Origin of the sequence: Hymenobacter sedentarius (genome assembly GCF_001507645.1) — a bacterium.
Classification (GTDB): domain Bacteria; phylum Bacteroidota; class Bacteroidia; order Cytophagales; family Hymenobacteraceae; genus Hymenobacter; species Hymenobacter sedentarius.
The window spans coordinates 824,178-842,802 of the sequence record NZ_CP013909.1 but is presented as its reverse complement, the minus strand read 5'-3'; the positions used below and the strand labels follow the sequence as shown (position 1 = coordinate 842,802).

The 18,625-nt window shown below is 62.1% G+C and carries 18 protein-coding genes and 2 pseudogenes; 8 read left to right on the top strand and 12 right to left on the bottom strand.

Annotated elements, in window-relative coordinates; all coding sequences use genetic code 11:
* Positions 1-21: 21 nt before the first annotated feature.
* Positions 22-288, top strand: a complete 267-nt coding sequence (locus AUC43_RS03555; protein WP_068190039.1) for an acyl carrier protein — start codon at positions 22-24, stop codon at positions 286-288.
* A gap of 529 nt (positions 289-817) precedes the next feature.
* On the opposite strand, the pseudogene AUC43_RS21925 reads toward AUC43_RS03555, so the two are convergent.
* The 3 genes and pseudogenes from AUC43_RS21925 to AUC43_RS03540 all read right to left on the bottom strand — a co-directional run.
* Positions 818-979: pseudogene (locus AUC43_RS21925) on the bottom strand (YkvA family protein); the annotation flags it as partial.
* 465 nt (positions 980-1,444) lie between these two features.
* Complete coding sequence (locus AUC43_RS03545; RefSeq protein ID WP_068190036.1) at positions 1,445-2,629, bottom strand: trypsin-like peptidase domain-containing protein; 1,185 nt, start codon at positions 2,627-2,629, stop codon at positions 1,445-1,447.
* A 78-nt stretch (positions 2,630-2,707) separates the two neighbouring features.
* Positions 2,708-3,316, bottom strand: coding sequence for an RNA polymerase sigma factor (locus AUC43_RS03540; protein WP_068190035.1), 609 nt, complete (start codon positions 3,314-3,316; stop codon positions 2,708-2,710).
* Positions 3,317-3,452: 136 nt separating this feature from the next.
* Between AUC43_RS03540 and AUC43_RS03535 the strand changes: the two genes are divergently transcribed.
* Positions 3,453-3,716, top strand: a complete 264-nt coding sequence (locus AUC43_RS03535; RefSeq protein WP_068190033.1) for a hypothetical protein — start codon at positions 3,453-3,455, stop codon at positions 3,714-3,716.
* Positions 3,717-3,825: 109 nt separating this feature from the next.
* Here the strand turns inward: AUC43_RS03535 and AUC43_RS03530 are convergent, their stop codons facing one another.
* A complete protein-coding gene (locus AUC43_RS03530; protein ID WP_068190030.1) occupies positions 3,826-4,863 on the bottom strand; it encodes a 5-methylcytosine restriction system specificity protein McrC in 1,038 nt (345 codons plus the stop codon).
* Positions 4,864-5,032: 169 nt separating this feature from the next.
* Here AUC43_RS03530 and AUC43_RS03525 point away from each other — a divergent pair, with 169 nt between their 5' ends.
* Positions 5,033-5,578, top strand: a complete 546-nt coding sequence (locus AUC43_RS03525) for a hypothetical protein (RefSeq protein WP_068190028.1) — start codon at positions 5,033-5,035, stop codon at positions 5,576-5,578.
* Between the two features lie 101 nt (positions 5,579-5,679).
* On the opposite strand, the gene AUC43_RS20800 is transcribed toward AUC43_RS03525, so the two are convergent.
* Both AUC43_RS20800 and AUC43_RS03515 read right to left on the bottom strand, forming a co-directional pair.
* Positions 5,680-7,002 carry an AAA family ATPase gene (locus AUC43_RS20800; RefSeq protein ID WP_157780910.1) on the bottom strand — a complete coding sequence of 441 codons (1,323 nt, stop codon included), beginning with the start codon at positions 7,000-7,002 and terminating at the stop codon, positions 5,680-5,682.
* 173 nt (positions 7,003-7,175) lie between these two features.
* On the bottom strand, positions 7,176-8,015 hold the full coding sequence (locus AUC43_RS03515; RefSeq protein ID WP_068190025.1) for a hypothetical protein: 840 nt from the start codon (positions 8,013-8,015) through the stop codon (positions 7,176-7,178).
* Between the two features lie 151 nt (positions 8,016-8,166).
* On the opposite strand from AUC43_RS03515, the gene AUC43_RS03510 reads away from it, so the two are divergent.
* Together AUC43_RS03510 and chrA are read left to right on the top strand one after the other, a co-directional pair.
* A complete protein-coding gene (locus AUC43_RS03510; RefSeq protein ID WP_068190023.1) occupies positions 8,167-9,144 on the top strand; it encodes an isopenicillin N synthase family dioxygenase in 978 nt (325 codons plus the stop codon).
* Positions 9,145-9,283: 139 nt separating this feature from the next.
* Positions 9,284-10,594: a chromate efflux transporter gene (gene chrA, locus AUC43_RS03505; protein WP_082684881.1), complete on the top strand. Its 1,311-nt coding sequence runs from the start codon at positions 9,284-9,286 to the stop codon at positions 10,592-10,594.
* 88 nt (positions 10,595-10,682) lie between these two features.
* Here the strand turns inward: chrA and AUC43_RS03500 are convergent, their stop codons facing one another.
* Together AUC43_RS03500 and AUC43_RS03495 are read right to left on the bottom strand one after the other, a co-directional pair.
* A complete protein-coding gene (locus tag AUC43_RS03500; protein ID WP_068190021.1) occupies positions 10,683-12,050 on the bottom strand; it encodes a lysophospholipid acyltransferase family protein in 1,368 nt (455 codons plus the stop codon).
* Between the two features lie 135 nt (positions 12,051-12,185).
* Entirely contained in the window at positions 12,186-12,704 is a 519-nt protein-coding gene (locus tag AUC43_RS03495) for a DUF6799 domain-containing protein (RefSeq protein WP_068190016.1), read from the bottom strand.
* 440 nt (positions 12,705-13,144) lie between these two features.
* Here AUC43_RS03495 and AUC43_RS03490 point away from each other — a divergent pair, with 440 nt between their 5' ends.
* Entirely contained in the window at positions 13,145-14,089 is a 945-nt protein-coding gene (locus AUC43_RS03490) for a J domain-containing protein (protein WP_068190014.1), read from the top strand.
* Positions 14,090-14,107: 18 nt separating this feature from the next.
* On the top strand, positions 14,108-14,434 hold the full coding sequence (locus tag AUC43_RS03485; protein WP_068190012.1) for a chaperone modulator CbpM: 327 nt from the start codon (positions 14,108-14,110) through the stop codon (positions 14,432-14,434).
* Positions 14,435-14,494: 60 nt separating this feature from the next.
* On the opposite strand, the gene AUC43_RS03480 is transcribed toward AUC43_RS03485, so the two are convergent.
* The 4 genes from AUC43_RS03480 to nadC form a co-directional block, all read right to left on the bottom strand.
* On the bottom strand, positions 14,495-15,244 hold the full coding sequence (locus AUC43_RS03480) for a ZIP family metal transporter (RefSeq protein ID WP_068190010.1): 750 nt from the start codon (positions 15,242-15,244) through the stop codon (positions 14,495-14,497).
* Between the two features lie 200 nt (positions 15,245-15,444).
* Positions 15,445-15,810, bottom strand: coding sequence for a hypothetical protein (locus tag AUC43_RS03475; RefSeq protein WP_068190008.1), 366 nt, complete (start codon positions 15,808-15,810; stop codon positions 15,445-15,447).
* A gap of 82 nt (positions 15,811-15,892) precedes the next feature.
* A complete protein-coding gene (locus AUC43_RS03470; RefSeq protein WP_068190007.1) occupies positions 15,893-16,516 on the bottom strand; it encodes a hypothetical protein in 624 nt (207 codons plus the stop codon).
* Positions 16,517-16,602: 86 nt separating this feature from the next.
* Positions 16,603-17,469, bottom strand: a complete 867-nt coding sequence (gene nadC / locus AUC43_RS03465; protein ID WP_068190005.1) for a carboxylating nicotinate-nucleotide diphosphorylase — start codon at positions 17,467-17,469, stop codon at positions 16,603-16,605.
* 293 nt (positions 17,470-17,762) lie between these two features.
* On the opposite strand from nadC, the pseudogene AUC43_RS19950 reads away from it, so the two are divergent.
* Positions 17,763-18,551, top strand: a pseudogene (locus AUC43_RS19950) (IS5 family transposase); the annotation flags it as partial.
* Positions 18,552-18,625 lie beyond the last annotated feature (74 nt).

Here is an 18,625-nt window from a genome sequence, read left to right as displayed (position 1 = left end):
CACCTTTTTTCGTCCGCTATTATGTACGTATCCACCACTATTCCAACGCCTGGCCCTTCTATCGAGCAGCAGGTTTTTCGCATTATCAGCAAGCGCAAGGCCATCCGGGCCAGCCGCGTGCGCAAAACAGCCAGCCTCGCCCGCGACCTGCGCTTCGACACCGTCGACGTAGTGGATATTATTCTTGAGCTGGAGCGCAACTTCAGCATCGTCATTCCCGACGAAGTGCCCCTGTATACAGTGGGTGACTTTGTGCGCTACGTGCGCGACCACGCCGTAGCCGCCTAAGGCCGTATTCCCTGGTGTCATATCATACAAAAAGCCCCGGCAACCAAAGTTGCCGGGGCTTTTTGTATTTAACTTCTGCTGCTTAAGCAGGAGCTTTGCTTTTTATACTAGGTTAGCGCACGTTGCCGCCGGAGTCGAGGTTGCCGGGGTCGGTGCTGTTGCGGCTGCCTTCCCAGGTGCGCACGGTGGCGCCGCTGGTGGGGCCGGTGGGCTGTACGTCGGGGCCGGCCTCGTGCACCGGGCGCGGGCTGCTGCTTTCGGGCGTGCCCAGCCCCGAGTCGGTGTTGGAGTGCGAAGGCGTGGAGGGCAGGTCGACGGTGCCGTGCTGCTTGGCCGACTCCCGCGCGGGCTGCGGGCGCTCGGGGGCGTGGGGCGAAGCCGGGCCGGCACTCATGGCGGTTGCGGCCTGCTCGGCGGCGGCTTTGTGGCTTTTGGTGTCCACATTGGCATTGACGGCTAGAGCCGGGCGCGTGGTTTCCCATTCGTGAAACTTGTCGAGCTCGTGCTTGAGGGTGGTCGAGAACCACGCCACTAAGGCTACGTCGTCGAGCAGGCCCAGCACCGGAATAAAATCCGGAATCAGGTCAATGGGACTCAGAAAGTAGATGAGCACCGCCACGGCCGCGGCCACGGTGGTACCGGGTACACCCGTGTACTCGCCCGACATCGACGCTTTAATGAGCCGGAACATGGTCTGGAGTGTTTCCCAGGCTTCGTGGGCCAAGGTGCCCACTTCGTTCTTTTCGCTGGCTTTCTTGTAGGCATCCGTCAGCAGCTGCTTCATGCGGGTGGGCTGCCGAACGTAGCCCTCGGCGGTGCGCAGAAACTTCTTGAAAATAGCCGAGCCGGCAACGTCGTTGCTGGTAGGTGGGGTTTGTTGATTTTGAGCCACGGAGAGCGGAATTAAGGAATGCAAAAGAAGGGAATATCGGCGCTGTCGGCCTAGGCCTAAGTACTCGTTTCGGAGGTGCAAGGTTTTTGAGAAAGCGGCTATTTTCGGTTTCAGGCAGCGAAATGAGGCGCTTATGTCCCTTTCTAAGCACAGCCGCATGGCTACCCAGGAAAAGCCAAAGAAGCAAAGGCCTGCTTCAATGAAGAAACAGGCCTTTAGTTAAGCATTAGCTCAATTTTCGGGGGCTTACCGACGCCGGCAAGGCTATTCGAAAACCTTCACCACAAACACGTAGTCCTGCAGCTTTTTCACCTGATGGGGGCGCCCCGTGCCAGCCAACTGGCCGAAATGCGGCAGGTGAAAAGCGACGGCCGGCTTGGCAGCATCCAGGGAGTCGACCAAGCGCACCAGGTAAGAGGACTTAGTTGCAAAGGCGGCGCTCTGGGCGTCGTTCTGGCGGCCGCTTACCACCCCAATCAGGTTGCCGCGCTCGTCGAGCAGCGGGCCGCCCGAGTTGCCGGGGTTCACCGGAATGCTCACTTGGTAAAACGCAGTGTCGCCCTCAAAGCCCGAGCGGGCACTCAGGGCCCCTTCGCCGTACACCACGTCTTCGCGGGGGTAGCCCAGGGTGAACACCCGCTCGCCCAAATCGGCCTGGCCCGACTTGATGGCGTAGGGCAGGCGGCCGAAGCCAGTGAATTTCTTGTCGGTAATGCGCAGAATGGCCAGGTCGTGTTTCACGTCGGAATACACGGGCTCGGCGTGGTAGCGCTGCCGGTCGCGGCCCTCTACCAGCAGCGAATCAGCCCCTTGAATGACGTGGAAGCTGGTAACCAGGTAGCCTTCGGAGGTGAGGGCAAAGCCCGTGCCGCTGAACTTACTTTCCTTCGGGGCGGGGGCGCTGATGCCCGACTTGCCGAACTGGTTCAGGGTCAGCGTCAGGTCTTTCTGGCTCTTTTTGATGCGCTCTACTTCGCGGCGCAGCACCGTGTAGCCGTACAGCGAAGGGGCCGTTTTGGCGGCCCGCCACCACTCCAGGCCCAGCAACGTGCTGAACACGGCCAGGATGGCCACCGAAGCCGCGACGCCCACCGTGGCGCGGTGCCCGCTCCAGAAGTCGCGCAGCCGCCGCTCGGTGCGCGAGATGCGCAGCATCGGGTTCACCGAGTGGGTTAGCGGCGAAGCCGGCTCATTGGTTTTAGTCGTGGTAATTTCTTCCGGCGTTTCGGCCGCCAGCATAGCGGCGTGGATGCCCTGCAGCTGCTGGCGCACGTTTTGGCGCTGGCGGTAGGCCCGCAGGGTGCCGGTCATTTCCGTGAAGTCAGCGTAGCGCAACGCCAGGGAAGGGTCGGCCGCCAGCCGCGCTTCGAGATTGGCACGGGCGGGCCCGGCCAGCTCGCCATCGGCGTAGGCTTCAAATAAGGCGTAGTAGTCTGCTTCAGTCATCATGGGAAAAGCTGCCGGCGCGGGGCCGGCGGCGGTAAGCAACGGGGGTTCTGCGGGCAACGGGCTCGCAGCTAATGGATATCAGATAGGCTCTTCTTTATAATGGGTAAAGAATAACTTTTTCAAGCGCACCAGGCACTTATACTTTTGATTCTTAGCATTGTCGGCATTGGTGTAGCCAAACTCTGCAGTTAAGTCCTGCATCGATTTGTCAAGCAGATAGAAGCCTTCCAGAAGCGAGCGGCAGGGCTCGCCGAGGTGGTTGAGGGCCTCGCTCATGGTGGTGAAGCGGCGGTCCTGTTCCTCGGCAGCAAGCAAGTCTTCTTCGGCTCCTGTGTTCAGGTAGGGACCGTGCTCCTCATCGTCGAGCAAGCGCACGCCAAAGCGGCTTTTGCTGGTCAGGCGCTTGAGCCACAGGCGGCGGCACACGGCGTAGAGGTAGGTTTTAATCTGACAGCTCAGCTCAAGCGAGCCATCGCGTACTTTTTCATAAAACACCATCACGCCTTCCTGGTACACGTCCTGGGCGTCGTCTTCGGAGCCGCTGTTTTGCAGCACGAAGTGCGATACCATGGGCCAGTGCAACCGGTAGAGGTGGGCCAGCGCCCGCTCATCGCCGTCACGAATGGCGGCAATCAGCGCGTCGTCGGTAGGAGTTAACGAAGAGGAAGTTGAATTACCCCTGCTCATTCACTTTGGTAGTTAATACAAATACGGGGCACAAGTAACCCGCCGAAAAAATATTTTTCTAGGCCGGGTTACCTTTCCAGTAAGCCGGGATAAAGGGCGTCTTTTATGTTAACCCATTTTCAAAATTACCTTCAAAATGAACAACCTGTTCAAAGTTGCTGCCCTGGGCCTGGCCCTGACCGCTGGTCTGTCTTCGTGCGAGTCGAAGTCGACCGAGTCGACCACCGTTGAGACTCCTGCTGCTACCACCGAGACCTCGACCTCTACCACCACCGACAGCACTGCTACCACTGCTCCTGCTGCTGACGCAACCACCGCTCCTGCTACGGACGCTGCTGCTCCTGCTGCTGGCACCACCACCGGTACCACCACCACCACGACCGAAGAGGTTAAGAAGTAATTGGCCGCTGGCCTTGTGCCAGCTCCATGCTTCGGCTTTTGAAACAGCCCGGATTTTCCTTTTGGAAAGTCTGGGCTGTTTTTTGTGCCCTGCTACAGTCAGGCTGTAATCAGGCAATCAAGCTCAATAAATCGGCCGCAATACCATCCCAAGGCTGGTGCAGGTTGAGGGTGACAACGCGCACCGGGTGCCCGCCCAAGGTGTAGCGCAGGTCAACGGCCTGAGTAGCCGCGGGGTACAGCAGAATCCCTTCCAAGGCCTGGCCGGGGGCGGGCCGCTGGTTCTGGAGGTAGGCATAGAGCTGGTAGAGGTGTGGCGCAATGAGGCGCTGTCGGTCGTAGCGCGAGCGCAGGGCCGCGGCGTAGTACTTGGTGTCGAGGATTATTTTGCGGTCGGGCGCCTCCAGGGTAGTATCCGTTAGCATCGTGGGCAACAAGGCCAGGTCTTCGGACTGCCCCGCGGCCTGCCAGGCAATGGTTTCGGCATACACGCGGTAGCGGCGCTGCTCGCGGCGGAAGAAATTGCGGGTAAACTGCTCAAACAGGCGCGCCATCAGGGCTTCGTCGCGCCGGAAGTCGCTGAAGCGGTTTCGGCCGCGGGCGGTGGGCTCGGGCAGGGCCGTTTGCCACACTAGCTCGCATACGTGCAGCAGAAAGGCCGCCTGACTACCCAGCCGCTGCCGCCGCAGCTCCCGGAAGGTGGCGGTAGTGGGCGGCACCGTCGGGGCTGCAGTGAACGACGCCGGAAACCGCTGACGGACTTGGCTCACCTCGCGCCGCAGGGTCAAGGGCAAGTCGGCGGCACTGGCTAAGGCGCCCAGCGTCTGGGCCAGCAGGCGGTGCAGGGGCGAGTCGGGACTTAGTTCGTCGAAGGTGCAGATGGCGCGGCCCCGCTCCAGCAGACCCCGGCCCAGGCTAGGGGCTAGCTCAATTCGGCCCCGCAAGCTGGTTAGCTCGGCTTCCTGGGGCTGAAAAGTGCGCGGAAGGCCATTTCGGAGCAAGCGCCGCGTGCCGTGCAACAGCACTTGGGCCAGCAACCCAAGCGGCCGGTGAAATTGAGCTGCTTCGCTGGCCTGCAGCACGGCGGGCTCGGGCAGTCGGTTCCAGGCGTAGCACAGAAAATAGTAAAGGGTGGGGAGTGGTATCACGCAGAAATAAAGGTCCGGTTTTTTGCTGATCTACTGCGCAGGGGCTCGGGGCGTTGGTTTCTGGGCCAAGTTTGCGGCTGGGTGGGCCGCCACGCAACCCGGACTGGGCGCCGCCGGTCATCGCGTTAGCGTCTTTTACCAATGCTTTTCACTCGCTTATCCTTGTAAAATGAAAAAAATACTACTGCGGGCAATGCTGCTGGGGTCCGTGCTCGGGGCCAATGCCCAAGCGCCGCGGCTGCACCCGACCGAAGTTGGGCTGGAGGGTGCGCGCTACGCAGCCATTTCCTCGCCAACCTACCCCCGGTTTCAGGCGTTTTCAGGCGTGGTCTTGCGCTACATGCCCCAGCGGCTGGGGGTGCGCGCCGGCCTGGCTTACAGCCACCGCACCAATCTGCCCGAAATCGGGAATTGTGCCGACTGCGTAACCGGAGAAACCAGCTACCGAAGGGTTACCCTGCGCGCCGGTGCCCAATACATCGTGTTGCCGAATACGCCGTGGCTCTATCCGTTTCTGGACGTGGCCTACCGCAATACGGGTGCCGCTGGACGCTTTACGGGCGGCTTTTGCGGGTGCCTGGATAACACCTTTACTGCAACGACCCGCGCCATCGGAGGCATGGGCGGTGTGGGGGCGCGCTTTCGCATCTTCTCCCGGCTTTTCTTCGGGCCCGAGGTGTATTATGAAGGCTTTGTGGGCCAAAAATCCAGCTAATCCAGCTCAATCGTCGATAACCGCACGGGCACTACCGCGACGTCGAGCCAGCGGACTACGGAACACTCGGCGGCGATGCGGCTGCAAGCCACCGTATCCTTCTAAACCAGCAGCTTGCGCAGCTGGGCCGCCGCCGTAGCCGGCTGCTCCCGCCAATAATCGGCCAGCAGTGGCCCAATTTCCTGCTCAATAATCAGCCGTAGCCACTCGGCGGCTTGTTCTGGCTGGGGTGGGGGCTGGCAGAAATAGCTGTGGCCAATGACGAAATCAGGGCCCAGCTCGGGGTCGTCGGCAATGGTTTGGTTGAGGGCGGCCATGCGGGTGCACAGCTGCTCGATGATGGCGCCGGGTACTTGCCGGGCCGCGAGAAACTCCTGCAGCGGCGCGCCAAACTGCGGCCCCAGCTCCACGAAGGCAAAGCGCCGGCGCAGCGCGTAGTCGAGCGGGCTCAGCGAGCGGTCGGCTAGGTTGAGGGTGCCGATGACGTACAGATTTTCGGGCACGAAGAAGCGGGGCGCGTCGGGCGGCGCGTAGGGCAGGCGCAGGGCGTGGGCGGGGCCGCGCTTGTCGGCTTCCAGCAGCAGGAGCAATTCGCCAAACACGCGGGGCACATTGCCACGGTTTACCTCGTCAATCAAAAGGAAATACGGCTTGTCGGGGTCGGCGGCTGCGCGCTGGCATAGGAGCGGGAGCACCCCGGGCACCAAGTGAAAGCGCCCGTCCGCATCGGGCCGGAAGCCCAGCATAAAGTCCTCGTAGCCGTAGCTGGGGTGAAACTGCACCAACTCAATGCGGCTTTCGTCTTTGGCGCCCAACAGCAACCACGCCAGCCGGCGTGCCAGAAACGTTTTGCCGGTGCCGGGCGGGCCTTGCAGCAGCAGGTTGCGGCGGCGGGCCAGGCCGGCCAAGGCCGCATCCAGCGCGCCCTCGGAGATGAATAGCTCGGCCAGCGCATCGGGCCGGTCATACGGTGGCGCCTCGTAAGCGGCCGGCGGCTCGGCTACTTTGGCTGGGCTGCTGGCGGGCTCCGATGATTCGCGGGAGATGCCGGTGTACAGGTCCTCGGCTTGCTGGCGGGCGGTTTCGTCGCCGTCGTGCGTGGAGCCGGACGTGAGCACGGGCCGCTTGGTGCTGATGGTAAAGTCGAGGCCTTCGAGCAGGGTGTTGGTGGCGGCGCCAGCCGGGCGGGGCCAGTGGGCCGTGGGGTTGCCGGTAGCCAGTCGGTACGCCAGCTCGGCCACCGCGCGGGGCGGGTAGCGCCGGCCCCGGTACACCAGCTCGTACACCGTGCCGGAGGGCAGTGGGCGGCCTTCGCGGGCTATCTGGCGCAACGCCCGCAGCACCTGCTCGCGGGTGAGCAGTGGCGCCGAAGCACCGGGCAAGTCGGCGGAGGCGGCAACGGAAAGGGGTGGGGCAGGGGGCATTGGCAGGCAAGGTAGAACCAGAACAACAAACGGCTGCAGCCAAATGGCTCCCAAAAGCCCATAAGGCGGAACGCAAAAGAAGCATCTCTGCCGCGCAAGTAACTAGGCTACTTCCGAGGTAAAGATGCTTCTCTAAGTTCAGCCCAACGGGCTAAGCAAGGTATTATGATGAGTTACGGGGTGACCGTGAACTTGCGCGTCACCGAGTTGTACGGGCCGGGTATCAGGGTGCCGCTGCTGTCTACCAGCTCCAGCTTCACGGTGTTTTCGCCGGCGGGCAGGCCTTCCATCTGGTAGGGCACCCAGTGGTCCAGCATGAACTCGCTGCCGTTGATGGTGGCGCGCACGCGGTTTCCGCCCGGCTCGAGGGTGGTGTTCACGAGGTAAAAGTCCAGCATGATGCGCTTGGCATCGGCACCGGCGTAGGTGTCTTTGGGGCGGCTGTAAAACAGGTTCGGCGCCTTCACGTCGATAACGGGCGTGGCGGGCGGCGTGCCATTGCCGACGTTGATGATGCGCAGGTCGTAGGCGCCGCGGTGCTTCAGGCTCTCGTGGTACGAGCGCGACAGAAACGAGAGGATGGCGTGCTGGCCGTCGGGAATGGCCTTCTTGAACTTGGTCTCGTAGTGGGCCGTGTAGGGCTCGTTGTCCACGATGTTGTGGATGTGCTGGCCTTTCATCGAGTTGGCCATTTGGGCCATGTGGGGGCCGCCGCTCATCTTGGTGAGCTGAAAATTCGTAATCAGATAATCGAAGGCAACCTCGCCACTGGGCACGGAGGAACCGGCAAGGGGGGCGCGCAACTGCATCTGGGCCTCCGGGAACTTGGGCGAATCGTTGAAGGGCGTCAGGCGAATACCGTTTGATTCCATGCTTTCGCCGGTGCTGGCGGGGCTGGCGGTCGTGCTGCCGGCGGTCGCGCTTACATCGGTAGTAGGCTTGCTCGTTTCGCAGCTAGCCAGCAGCGCCAGGGTGATGGTCGTGCTGCACAGCAGCCAGAAGGGACGTTTCATTTAAAAGAAGCTCGAAAAAAGTGTGTTAGTAGTTTAGGCGTACTTCCCTAAGCTGAACAGCTTACGGGTCGGGCCCTGTGCAGGGTTTTGCTTAACTTGCATCGTTGCCCACCGTGGGGCTTATTGGCCTCAAAGTAAACCTTATTTTTCCATGCAAGACCAACTTCTTGACCAAATTCCCTCGCTCGACCTGGCCGATTTCCGCTCCGGGGACCCGCAGCGCAAGGCTCACTTCGTGCAGCAGCTCGGCGAAGCCTACCAAAACATTGGCTTCGTCGCCCTGAAGAACCACGGCCTCAACGACGAGCAAACCAAAAAGCTGTACGCCGACGTGCAAGCCTTCTTCCAGCTGCCCGACGAAGCCAAGCAGCGCTACGAGAACCCCGAGCTGGCCGGCCAGCGCGGCTACATCAGCAAGGGCAAGGAGCACGCCAAGGGGCGCAACACCGGCGACCTGAAGGAATTCTACCACGTGGGCCAGGAGGTAGAAGACGAAACCGACCCCATCAAAAGCGAATACCCCGAGAACATCTGGCCCCAGGAAGTGCCCGGCTTTAAGGAGAGCACCTTCACCGCTTACCGTACTCTGGAGGCGGCGGGCCAGGACGTGCTGCGCGCCATTGCGCTGTACCTGCACCTGCCCGAAAACTACTTCGACGACAAGGTGAAGCACGGCAACAGCATCCTGCGCCCCATTCACTACTTCCCCATTGAAAACCCGGACGCTGTGCCCGCCGACGCCGTGCGCGCCGCCGAACACGGCGACATCAACCTCATCACCCTGCTGATGGGCGCCAGCGCCGACGGCCTGCAAGTGAAGCGCCGCGACGACAAGTGGATTCCCATCACGGCCCTGCCCGACCAGATTGTGGTGAACGTGGGCGACATGCTCCAGCGCCTCACCAACGGCGTGCTCAAGTCGACCATTCACCGCGTGGTGAACCCCGCCCGCGAGAAGATGAACACCTCGCGCTACAGCATTCCGTTCTTCATGCACCCGCGCTCCGAAATGAGCCTCGCCGCCCTGGAGCACTGCATCACGCCCGACAACCCCAAGAAGGAGGCCGACATCACGGCCGGCGAGTTCCTCAACGAGCGCCTGATTGAGCTGGGCTTGAAGAAGAAATAGCACAATCGGCGCGAAACCGCCCCCAGCAAGTCATGCTGAGCGCAGCCGAAGCATCTCTCCCGCGTACCCAATCAATGCACTTGCAACGAAGCGGGAGAGATGCTTCGGCTGCGCTCAGCATGACGTTTTTTTGCCTGGTATGACCTTTCCGGCTTCTGTTCCGCCTTCCGCTTCGGACCCCCCCGCCCCCGTTTCGCTCACGCCGCCCCCGCGGCGCTCGGGCAAGCGCACCCGGCGGGTGCGGGGCCTTATCTTTTTGAAGGACGTGGCCGCGCTGGCCTTCACGGCTTTTGGGGGGCCGCAGGCGCACCTGGCCATGATGTTCCGGCTGCTGGTCGACAAGCGCCGCTACCTGAGCGCGGCCGAACTGCTGGAATTGCAGGCCTTGTGCGCGCTGCTGCCGGGCCCCACCTCCACCCAAACCATCACCGTCATCGGCTTCCGGCTCGGCGGGCCCAACCTGGCCTACCTCACCCTGCTGGTCTGGGTGACGCCCGCCGTGACCCTGATGACGCTGGCCGGCCTCACCCTCAGCCACCTCGACCCCGCCCGGGTCGCGGCGCTGGTGCAGTTTGTGCAGCCCGTGGCGGTGGGCTTTGTGGCATTCTCGGCCTACCGCATCGCCGAAAAAGTCATTCATACCAAAATGGCAGTGGCCCTGATGGTGGCCTCGGCCATGCTGGCCTACTTTTTCCAGCTGCCGTGGATGCTGCCGCTGCTGCTGCTGGCCGGCGGCGCCGTTACCACGGTGCGCTACCGCAAACACGCCATCATTCAGGAGAAAAAGCCGTTGCGGGTGGAGTGGGCCAACTTCCTGCTTTGGCTGGGCATTCTGGTGGGGGCGGCCATGCTGGGGCATTATACCCGGCTGTTGCCGGTGCGGCTCTTCGAGAACTTTTACCGCAACGGCTCGCTGGTATTTGGGGGCGGGCAGGTGCTGGCGCCGCTGCTATACGCGGAGTTTGTGGAGTTTAAGCACTACCTCACGGGCCCTGAATTCCTGTCGGGGCTGGGGCTGGTGCAGGCCATGCCGGGCCCAAACTTTTCGATTGCCGCCTACATCGGCGCGCTGGCCATGCGGCCCGCGGGCGGGGCCGGCATGCAGGTGATAGGCGCGCTGGTGGGCACGGCGGGCATCTTTTTGCCGGGCACGTTTCTGATATTCTTCGTGATTCGGTTCTGGGACCGGCTACGACAATACCGCGTGGTGCAGGCTTCGCTGGAAGGCATCAACGCCGTGAGTGCCGGGCTGGTGTGCGCGGCCACCTTCCTGCTGTATCACCCCCTGCCCGACAAAATGATGGCCTTGCCGTTTCACTTGGGCCCCATCAATACCCTGCCCCTGAACCCGCTGCTGGTGGGCACCACCTTCCTGCTGCTGCTCTGGGAAAAAGTGCCGAGCGTTGCCATCATAGCGGCTGCCTTATTGGCTGGCGTCATGTTGAGCTAAACCGTTAGTTGAGCCAAAGTTATTGGACCGTTTTTGCTTTAAATTAAAGTTGAGCTAAAGCCTGTAACGGTCCCGCGCAGGCCGTGTCTTATTGCTTAGCCACGCGTGCTAAATAAGCTTCGCGGGCTTCTTCCAGCTGCTCCACCAGGGTGGCCCGCTGGCTCAGCAGCTCTTTGCCCACGGCCGGGGCGCTTCGGAACAGGCGCAGCGCGCGGAGCCGGTCCAGGCGGACCGTCAGCGTTTCCCAATAGCTCAGGGCGTAGAAGCCGCTAAGGGGCAGGCTCAGCACGTATAGGGCCGTCAGGCGCCAGTCGTGCGTGAGCCAGTGTTGCACCGCCGCCGCTTGCAGGGTGTAAGCCAGAGGAAACGTTAGCATGCCCATTACCAGCATGATGGGGGCCACAAACTCTACGTCTTTAGTGGCCCGTCGCGCCACCATGGAGGGCAGAATGTAGGGCAGGTAATTATTCAGTACCCCATACAGCCACACGGGCGCGCCAAACACCAGGTTGAGCAGGCCCACCACGGTGCCCCGCTGCTGGCTTTCGAGGGCATCGTCGGTGAGGCGGTAGCGGCGCAGGTTTTCCAGGTACGATTGGAACTGCATGCGCATGGCCACCAGCCGGGAAGGCGCGTGCTGCTCAAACCAGGCCAGGGCTTGCAGCAGCGTCTGGCTCAGCTGGAAGTTGTCGTAGAGGGTTGATGCATCGTCGTTCGGGTTGAGGTGGTCACCAAACGTTCGCTCCACCTGTTGCACAAAGACATCTTCGGCCGCGTCGCGTGTGATAACGAGGCGCCGCTCCAGCGCTTCGCGTATCGCATCGGTGAACTGGTCGGCGGCCGCTTCGGGGTCCTGGGCATATAGCTCGGCGTAATCGGCCACCACAATGGGCGTGGCCACGTTGAGCAGCACGTCGGACCGAAAGCGCGAAGGGTCGAAGTAATTGATGGCAATGGGCACCACCCTCAGTCCCAGCTTAAAGTGATTGCGGGCCTCGGCGCCCAGGGCAATGCGTGCGGCGCCGGTTTTGAGGGGGCGCAGCCGGCGTTCGCTTACGCTGGAGCCCTCCGGAAAAATCATGATGGTGCCGCCCGCGCTCAAATAATCATAGCAGCGGCCAAAGCTGGCTTCGTTTTGGGCCGCTACCTGCTCGGCCGTGGCCGGGGCGCCGCCCACCTCGGCGTCGTGCCGCCGGTAGATGGGAATAGAGTTGCCCGATTCCATGATGGCCCGCAAAATGGGGTTCTGGAAAAACGTGCTTTTGGCCAGAAAAGCCACCGGCTGCCGGCACTGGATGGCGGTCAGGAGCGGGTCCATCAGGGTGTTGGGGTGGTTGCCGGCAAACAGCAGCGGCCCGGGCAGGTTGAGCCGGTCCCGGTGCCGTACCTCAATGTGCCGGAAAAATACCCGCAGGGCCACCTGCACCACTGGCTTGATAACGGTATAAAAGAGCATGGGCCAAAAGGGGTTAGAACCGCTAAGGTAGGGGCGCCGCCGGTGCCCCGGCGTGCTACGGTAAGTGCAAAAAAAATCGCCGCCCGGCCCGAAGGCATGGCGGCGACTAATACACTTGGGCAGTGCGGGTTCGGCTTAGCGCTTGGCTTTTGCTTTGGCCCGCTTTTCGGCCGCTTTGGCTTTCTCCTCTGCCAGCTTGGCCTTGGCCTTGTCCTTGCGCTCCTTTTCTTCTTCCATTTTCTTGCGCTTGCCGGGGTATCTCAGGTCAAACGTCTTGATTTTGAGCAGGCTGTCGGCCTCAACTATCGACGCACGGGTGGTAACGCGGCCCGTGAGCGATACCATGTCGCCCTCGTTCATTTGGGTGGTGGTGCCGTCGGTGGCGGTCACCAAGCCAGCGGGGGTAATGATAGTGCCATTAATCAGCTTCTTGTCAGCCGTGAGGGGGTTGGTAATGCCGAGCTCGGTGAGCACGACCCGTCCTTTTTGCATGGTCAGGCCGTCTTTGAGGCCGACGCCGGCATTAGCCGTCACGCGGGGCTTCGGGGCCACGCTGCCGGGGCGGCGTGGGGGTACGCGGGTCTGGGCCTGGGCAGCGGTGCCGGTCAGCAGCGCCACCAGTAGAGTGCTATTAATGAGGAAGCGGGAGTTCATAAGGAAGAGTTGAGGTAGAAAAAAGAAATAAAGGTTGAGTGGGATAATAGCGCAATATACTATACTTTGTGCTAGCACCTGGCCCGCCAACAATGTATTAGTGCAAAAGCAAGACCAGTTTTGCCCAAGCTGGCCCATTAACTTTCAGGGGCCGCATTCGTTCAATTAAGTTCACCGGGGTAGGTTCGCCTGGCAATGGTGGCAACTGCTTTTTCGGTTGGTTAACATGAGCAACCCGAATACCCTACTACCACCCGCTGCTGCTCGGTGTTGCTTCCGCCGCGAAGTGATTCGGCCGTTAGTTGAGCCGGCACGCGGGCCCAAAACCAAGGGGTTGCCGCCGGTTGGGCCGCCCAGCGGAGGAAGTTGCGGCATTGGCCACCATTGGGACGAGCAGCTCGTGTGCATATGACCCCGTCACCTCATCGCTCACCAACAAGATGGATTACAAAGACTACTACAAAGCGCTGGGTGTAGAAAAAACGGCCACCGCTGAGCAAATCAAAAAGGCTTACCGCAAGTTGGCTAGGCAGCATCACCCCGATGTGAACCCGAACGATAAGAGCGCGGAGCAAAAATTTAAGGACATCAACGAGGCCCACGAGGTCCTCAGCGACCCCGAGAAACGGAAAAAGTACGACCAGTTTGGGGCTGACTGGCAGCGCTACCAGCAGCAGCCGAGTGGCGCGGGCCGCGGCGGCCAGCCCGGCGGTGGGTTCGACTGGAGCCAGTACACGCAGGGCGGCGGGGGCTTTGGCCAGGGCGGCCAGTTTGGCGAGGGCGAAGACTTTTCCGACTTCTTTAGCTCGCTGTTTGGGGGCATGGGCGGGGGCGGGCGCCGGGCCGGAGGCGGCGGTACCCGGCCCGGGGCCGGCGCCGACTACCAGGCCGAGCTGGAGCTGAGCCTGGAAGAGGCCTACCACGGCGGGCCGCGCACCATCACGGTGAACGGCAAAAACCTGCGGCTCAACATTCAGCCCGGCGTGGCCGATGGCCAGACCATCCGGCTGCGCGACCAGGGCGGGCCCGGCCGCAACGGCGGGCCCAACGGCTCGCTGCTCATCACGTTCCGCATCACGCCCGACGCCCGCTACGTGCGCACCGGCGACGACCTGACCCAGGACGTGCCCGTAAGCATTTACAAGGCCCTGCTGGGCGGCGAGCAAACCGTTGAGACGCTCAGCGGGCCCGTCAAAATCAAGCTCAAGCCCGAAACCCAGAACGGCACCCGCCTGCGCCTGCGCGGCAAGGGCTTCCCGGTGTACAAGCACCCGGGCCAGTTCGGCGACCTGTACCTGCGCCTAACCCTGACGCTGCCCCAGCACCTGACGCCGCAGGAAAAGGAGCTGATACAGCAGCTGGCGGCCCTCCGGCCCGAAGACTAACTCCTAAGTTTCATTGCCATGGAAACGCACTTCCTCACCCTCACTTTTCAGGAATGCTCGGCGCGCTATGGCCTGGGGCCGGCCGATTTGCAGGAGTTTTTGCAAGCCGGCTTGCTGCGCCTGGCCTCTACTCCCGAAACCATCATCGTAGACGAGCCCGACGACTTGCCCCGCCTGGCCCGCTTGCACTACGAGCTGGGCCTTTCCCCGGAGGCGCTCGACATCGTGCTGGCCATGCGGCAGCGACTGGTGCGGCTCCAGGCCCGGCTGGAATACGAAACCGCCCGGGCCCGCCAGCTGGAAAACTTCTTGCGCGGGGCCGGGCCACTGGAAGAATTCAGTTAGTAATGAACAATTAGCAGTTATTACCACTGATAACTGTTCACTGCTAATTGCTCACTGAAGCTACGCCACGGCCAGGGCCAGCAGCAGCCCGCCCATGGTAGCGCTTAGCTTCGGCCAGTTGAGCCGGTGCTCGGGGCTGGTTTCGAACAGAATGGTGGTGGACACGTGCAGGAAATTGCCGGCCACCAGCCCCAGCAGCGCCGCATACAAGCCCCCGCGCAGCAGTTCCGTCAGCACCACGTAGTTGCTGAACACTATGCCGACCGGCGAGGCCAGCGCAAACACCAGCAGCCACGGCCACACCCGCCGGAAGGAGCCCAGCCGCAGCCGCAGCAGCGTGGCCAGTGCAAAAGCCGCCGGCATGTGGTGCAAGGCCACGCCCACCACGATGGCGTAGAAGTTCTGGCTCATTTGCCCCACTTCCGGGGTGCGCACCAGGATGCTGCCTTCCAGAAAAGAGTGCACCACCAGCGCGGCCAGCAGCAGAAATGGCACCCGGCCGGCCGGGTCGTGGGGGCCGTGGGCCGCCTCGTGGTGCACGTGCCCGTGCTCCACGCCCTGCGACAGCACCTCCAGCAGCAACTGCCCAAAAAAACCGGCCAGCACCCAGTACCCCACCCGCTCCGGGTGGGCCGGCAGCAGTTGCAGGGCTTCGGGCAAAATGTGCGTGACCGTGAGCGTAAATAGGTACGCGCCGCTAAAAGCCAGCAGCGGCTTCAGCCACTGGCTGCCCCAGGCCACCGGCACCCAGGCCGCCGCGGCGCCCGCGCCCAGCACCGTGAGCAGCAGCAAAAAAATAGCAAACCCCATGCAAAACAGAATGAGAAATGAAGAATGAAGAACGAGGAATGAAGGAGTTGAGCCGCACCGGCCAATTCCTCATTCCTCATTCTTCATTCCCCATTCAAAGGAAAAACGTCCGCTACCAGCAGACGCAAAGCGGCAGCTTTGCGACCGCCGGCCGGCGGGCAAAGCTGCCACCCAACTAATTATTGCAACGGGCCGAAGCTCTAGCGCTGTATCTGATGGCCGCTGGCGGTAGTATCTTCCTGGGTCGACTTGCCGGCGTCGTGCAGCAGGCCGCGCTTGCGCAGGCCTTCCTCCGCATTGGCCGTCATGGCCGACTTCGCCGAAGGAGCGGGGCGCTGGTCCAGGTCGGCCGATGAGCTGATGGGCTTCGTGATGGCGCCGCCTTTGGCCTGGTTGGGCGCGTAGGCTGTGTTCTGGTCGTAATTGTCGGAAGGACGGGTGCCGGGCGCAACCATATCGAGCGATACTTTGTCGTCGGGGCGCCAGTCGGAGGGCTCGCTGCTGCAGGAGGTCAGGGCCAGGGAGGCGGTGGCTACGGCCAGCAACAAGGTGGGGGTCAATTTCATCGGAGAAAAATTAGCAGGGGTTGAAGTACAGAGAAAAGCGGCAGGCGCCGTGTCGCTACTGGTTACAAAACGAGGCTGAACCTTAAACGGTTGTGGCCGTGCCATCGGCCGGCAGCAGGTTCTTGCGGCGCAGCAGGGCCTCAAACAGCTTCACGTCGTTGGGCGAATTGAAGATGCGCAGGGGCAAATGTAAAAACACGGGCACGTCGAACGTGCGCGCCAGCCACAGGCGCCAGGGAGCCAGGCCCTCGGGCGGCGTGCCGGGCTTGAGGTACAGCAGGTAGGCGTCGGCATCGCGGCGGGCGCGGCCCACCATGTCCCAGGTCAGCTGCATGGCTTTTTCGGGGCCCACGCGCAGCAACAGCTGCTTCTGGTCCATCTCAAAGTTCATGCGCTCAAACAGCGGCTTGCTCTGCTCCATTTGCGTCACGCCCGTGACCTGGGCCGAGCGGAACAGCACAAACAGCAGCGTAAGCACCAGCGCCAGGGCCAGCCACCACCACGAGTGCACAAAAACGGCCGGCAGCAGCCCCAGGGCAAACGGAATCAAGGCGTACACCCAATCCTTTTTCCACACTTCGGCCATGGCTAGGCGGGTGTAGGTGTTGGTGTCAAACTGCGTTTTCTTGGTGCGAATGGCCAGCGGCGAGGCCTGCTGTGCCTGGCGGAAGCCGCCGCCTCCACCGCGTTGGTTGGGTTGGTTCATGGTTTTGTTAGTAGTTGGTGGTTGTCCGTTGTTAGTTTCAGCTTGCCCAGGTCATTCCCTGATAACTGATAACCAACAACCGACAACTAAAATGCTTTCAAGCTCAAATCCAGGCTTTTTACGGAATGGGTGAGGGCGCCCACCGAGATGTAGTCGACGCCGGTGCCGGCGACTTCGGCAATGGTTTGCTCGGTGATGCCGCCGCTGGCCTCGGTGGGGAAGCGGCCGCCGATGAGGGCCACGGCTTCGCGTAGCAGCTCGGGGCTCATATTGTCGAGCATGATGCGGTCGATGCCGCCCGCGTCCACGGCCTGCTCCACTTCTTCGAGGGAGCGGGTTTCAATTTCGATGGGCAGCTGCCGGCCGGTTTGGGCCAGGTAGGCGTGGGTAGCGGCAATGGCCTGGGCAATGCCGCCGGCATAATCGACGTGGTTGTCCTTCAGAATAATCATGTCGAAGAGCCCGTAGCGGTGGTTTACGCCGCCGCCGATGAGCACGGCCCACTTCTCGCAGAGGCGGAAGTTGGGGGTGGTTTTGCGGGTGTCGAGCAGCTTGGCCGTGGTGCCGGCCAGCAGCGTGTTCAGGTGGGCCGTGTAGGTGGCAATGCCGCTCATGCGCTGCATGCAGTTGAGCACCAGGCGTTCGGCCGTGAGGATGCTGCGCGCGGGGCCTTCCACGGTGAAGGCGATGTCGCCGTGCTTAACGGGTGTGCCGTCGGCCAGGAGTGCGGTCACGGTGAGGGCCGGGTCCACTTCTTCAAAAATGAGGGGCGCCAGCGCCATGCCGGCCAGTATGCCTTCGCCCTTCACCAGCAGGTGGGCCCGGTTGCGGGCGTCGGCCGGAATGGAGGAAAGGGCCGAATGGTCCCCGTCGCCCACATCCTCGGCCAAAGCCGTGCGAATGAAGTTGGTCAGGGCTTCGGGTGTGAGATAGGAAGCAGTAGGGGTTTGCACAGGACAAAGGTACGGCCCTTGCCTTTGCGAATAAAACGCGGATTTCAGGCTGTTTTAAACCATGTGTTGAGCAACAAGAAGGCTGTGTGAAGCGCGCAACATCCTAATCGGCTGTCATGCTGACGAAGGAAGCATCTTATCAGGTCAGCACGATTCGTTCCTCGGTGATAAGATGCTTCGCAAGCTCAGCATGACAGCCGATTGGATAAGCAATGAAGAAGCGCTGGGAGTGCTTCTGGAGTTGAGCTAAAGTCTTGTTCCCTTTAGGGCGTGTTCTCAGTTAATAGGGTAACTTGGGGAATGAACGCAGACCGGACATTACTGACGGATTCGATGTGGGCGGAGTTGTCGCCTTTGTTGCCGGGCCAGGCCAATTGCCGCGGCACGACGGCGCGCGACACGCGCGGCTTTGTGGAAGCGGTGCTCTGGCTGGGGCGCACGGGCGTGGGCTGGCGGGACCTGCCGCCGCATTTGGGGCACTGGCACCGGGTGTACGTGCGCTTTGCCCGCTGGCGCGACAGCGGCGTGTGGGAGCGGGTGGCGAACTGGCTTATCGCCCACAACCGCCGCATCCCCCACGCCCGCCAGCGCCAGGTGCAACTCGATTCGACCAGCATCCGCGTGCACCAGCACGCGGCCGGCGCCGCCAAAAAAAAGGCGCGCAGGCCATCGGCCGCAGCCGGGGCGGGCGCACCAGCAAGCTGCACCTGAGCTGCGACGGGGCCGGCAACGTGCTCAATTGGTTGCTCACCCCGGGACAGGCCGGTGATTGCCCGCAGGCGGCGTGGCTGCTGGCCCCGCACCTGGCCCCGGCTTGCGAAGTGGTGGCCGACACGGCTTACGACAGCGACGCCTTGCGCGGGCTGATTGCCGCGGCGGGCGCGCTGGCCGTTATTCCGCCTACGCCGAGGCGGCGCCACGTCCCCCATTTTGACCCCTGCGCCTACGCCAAGCGCCACCATATCGAGCAAACCGTGAACAAGCTAAAACAGCACCGGCGCTTGGCCACCCGATACGACAAATTGGACGCCTCTTTTCAGGCGTTCATCTGTGCCCGCATCATGACCCTCTATCTTAACTGAGAACACCCCCTAGCCCAATTTAGCTGCTAAACAAAAAAGCCCCGGCCTGAAAAGGCCGGGGCTTGGTATGCTCA

Excerpts from the sequence above, each read along its gene's own strand:
- AUC43_RS03555 (WP_068190039.1), top strand. The coding sequence starts at position 22 with ATGTACGTATCCACCACTATTCCAACGCCTGGCCCTTCTATCGAGCAG.
- AUC43_RS03545 (WP_068190036.1), bottom strand. The coding sequence starts at position 2,629 with ATGATGACTGAAGCAGACTACTACGCCTTATTTGAAGCCTACGCCGAT.
- AUC43_RS03540 (WP_068190035.1), bottom strand. The coding sequence starts at position 3,316 with ATGAGCAGGGGTAATTCAACTTCCTCTTCGTTAACTCCTACCGACGAC.
- AUC43_RS03535 (WP_068190033.1), top strand. The coding sequence starts at position 3,453 with ATGAACAACCTGTTCAAAGTTGCTGCCCTGGGCCTGGCCCTGACCGCT.
- AUC43_RS03525 (WP_068190028.1), top strand. The coding sequence starts at position 5,033 with ATGAAAAAAATACTACTGCGGGCAATGCTGCTGGGGTCCGTGCTCGGG.
- AUC43_RS20800 (WP_157780910.1), bottom strand. The coding sequence starts at position 7,002 with ATGCCCCCTGCCCCACCCCTTTCCGTTGCCGCCTCCGCCGACTTGCCC.
- AUC43_RS03515 (WP_068190025.1), bottom strand. The coding sequence starts at position 8,015 with ATGAAACGTCCCTTCTGGCTGCTGTGCAGCACGACCATCACCCTGGCG.
- AUC43_RS03510 (WP_068190023.1), top strand. The coding sequence starts at position 8,167 with ATGCAAGACCAACTTCTTGACCAAATTCCCTCGCTCGACCTGGCCGAT.
- chrA (WP_082684881.1), top strand. The coding sequence starts at position 9,284 with ATGACCTTTCCGGCTTCTGTTCCGCCTTCCGCTTCGGACCCCCCCGCC.
- AUC43_RS03500 (WP_068190021.1), bottom strand. The coding sequence starts at position 12,050 with ATGCTCTTTTATACCGTTATCAAGCCAGTGGTGCAGGTGGCCCTGCGG.
- AUC43_RS03495 (WP_068190016.1), bottom strand. The coding sequence starts at position 12,704 with ATGAACTCCCGCTTCCTCATTAATAGCACTCTACTGGTGGCGCTGCTG.
- AUC43_RS03490 (WP_068190014.1), top strand. The coding sequence starts at position 13,145 with ATGGATTACAAAGACTACTACAAAGCGCTGGGTGTAGAAAAAACGGCC.
- AUC43_RS03485 (WP_068190012.1), top strand. The coding sequence starts at position 14,108 with ATGGAAACGCACTTCCTCACCCTCACTTTTCAGGAATGCTCGGCGCGC.
- AUC43_RS03480 (WP_068190010.1), bottom strand. The coding sequence starts at position 15,244 with ATGGGGTTTGCTATTTTTTTGCTGCTGCTCACGGTGCTGGGCGCGGGC.
- AUC43_RS03475 (WP_068190008.1), bottom strand. The coding sequence starts at position 15,810 with ATGAAATTGACCCCCACCTTGTTGCTGGCCGTAGCCACCGCCTCCCTG.
- AUC43_RS03470 (WP_068190007.1), bottom strand. The coding sequence starts at position 16,516 with ATGAACCAACCCAACCAACGCGGTGGAGGCGGCGGCTTCCGCCAGGCA.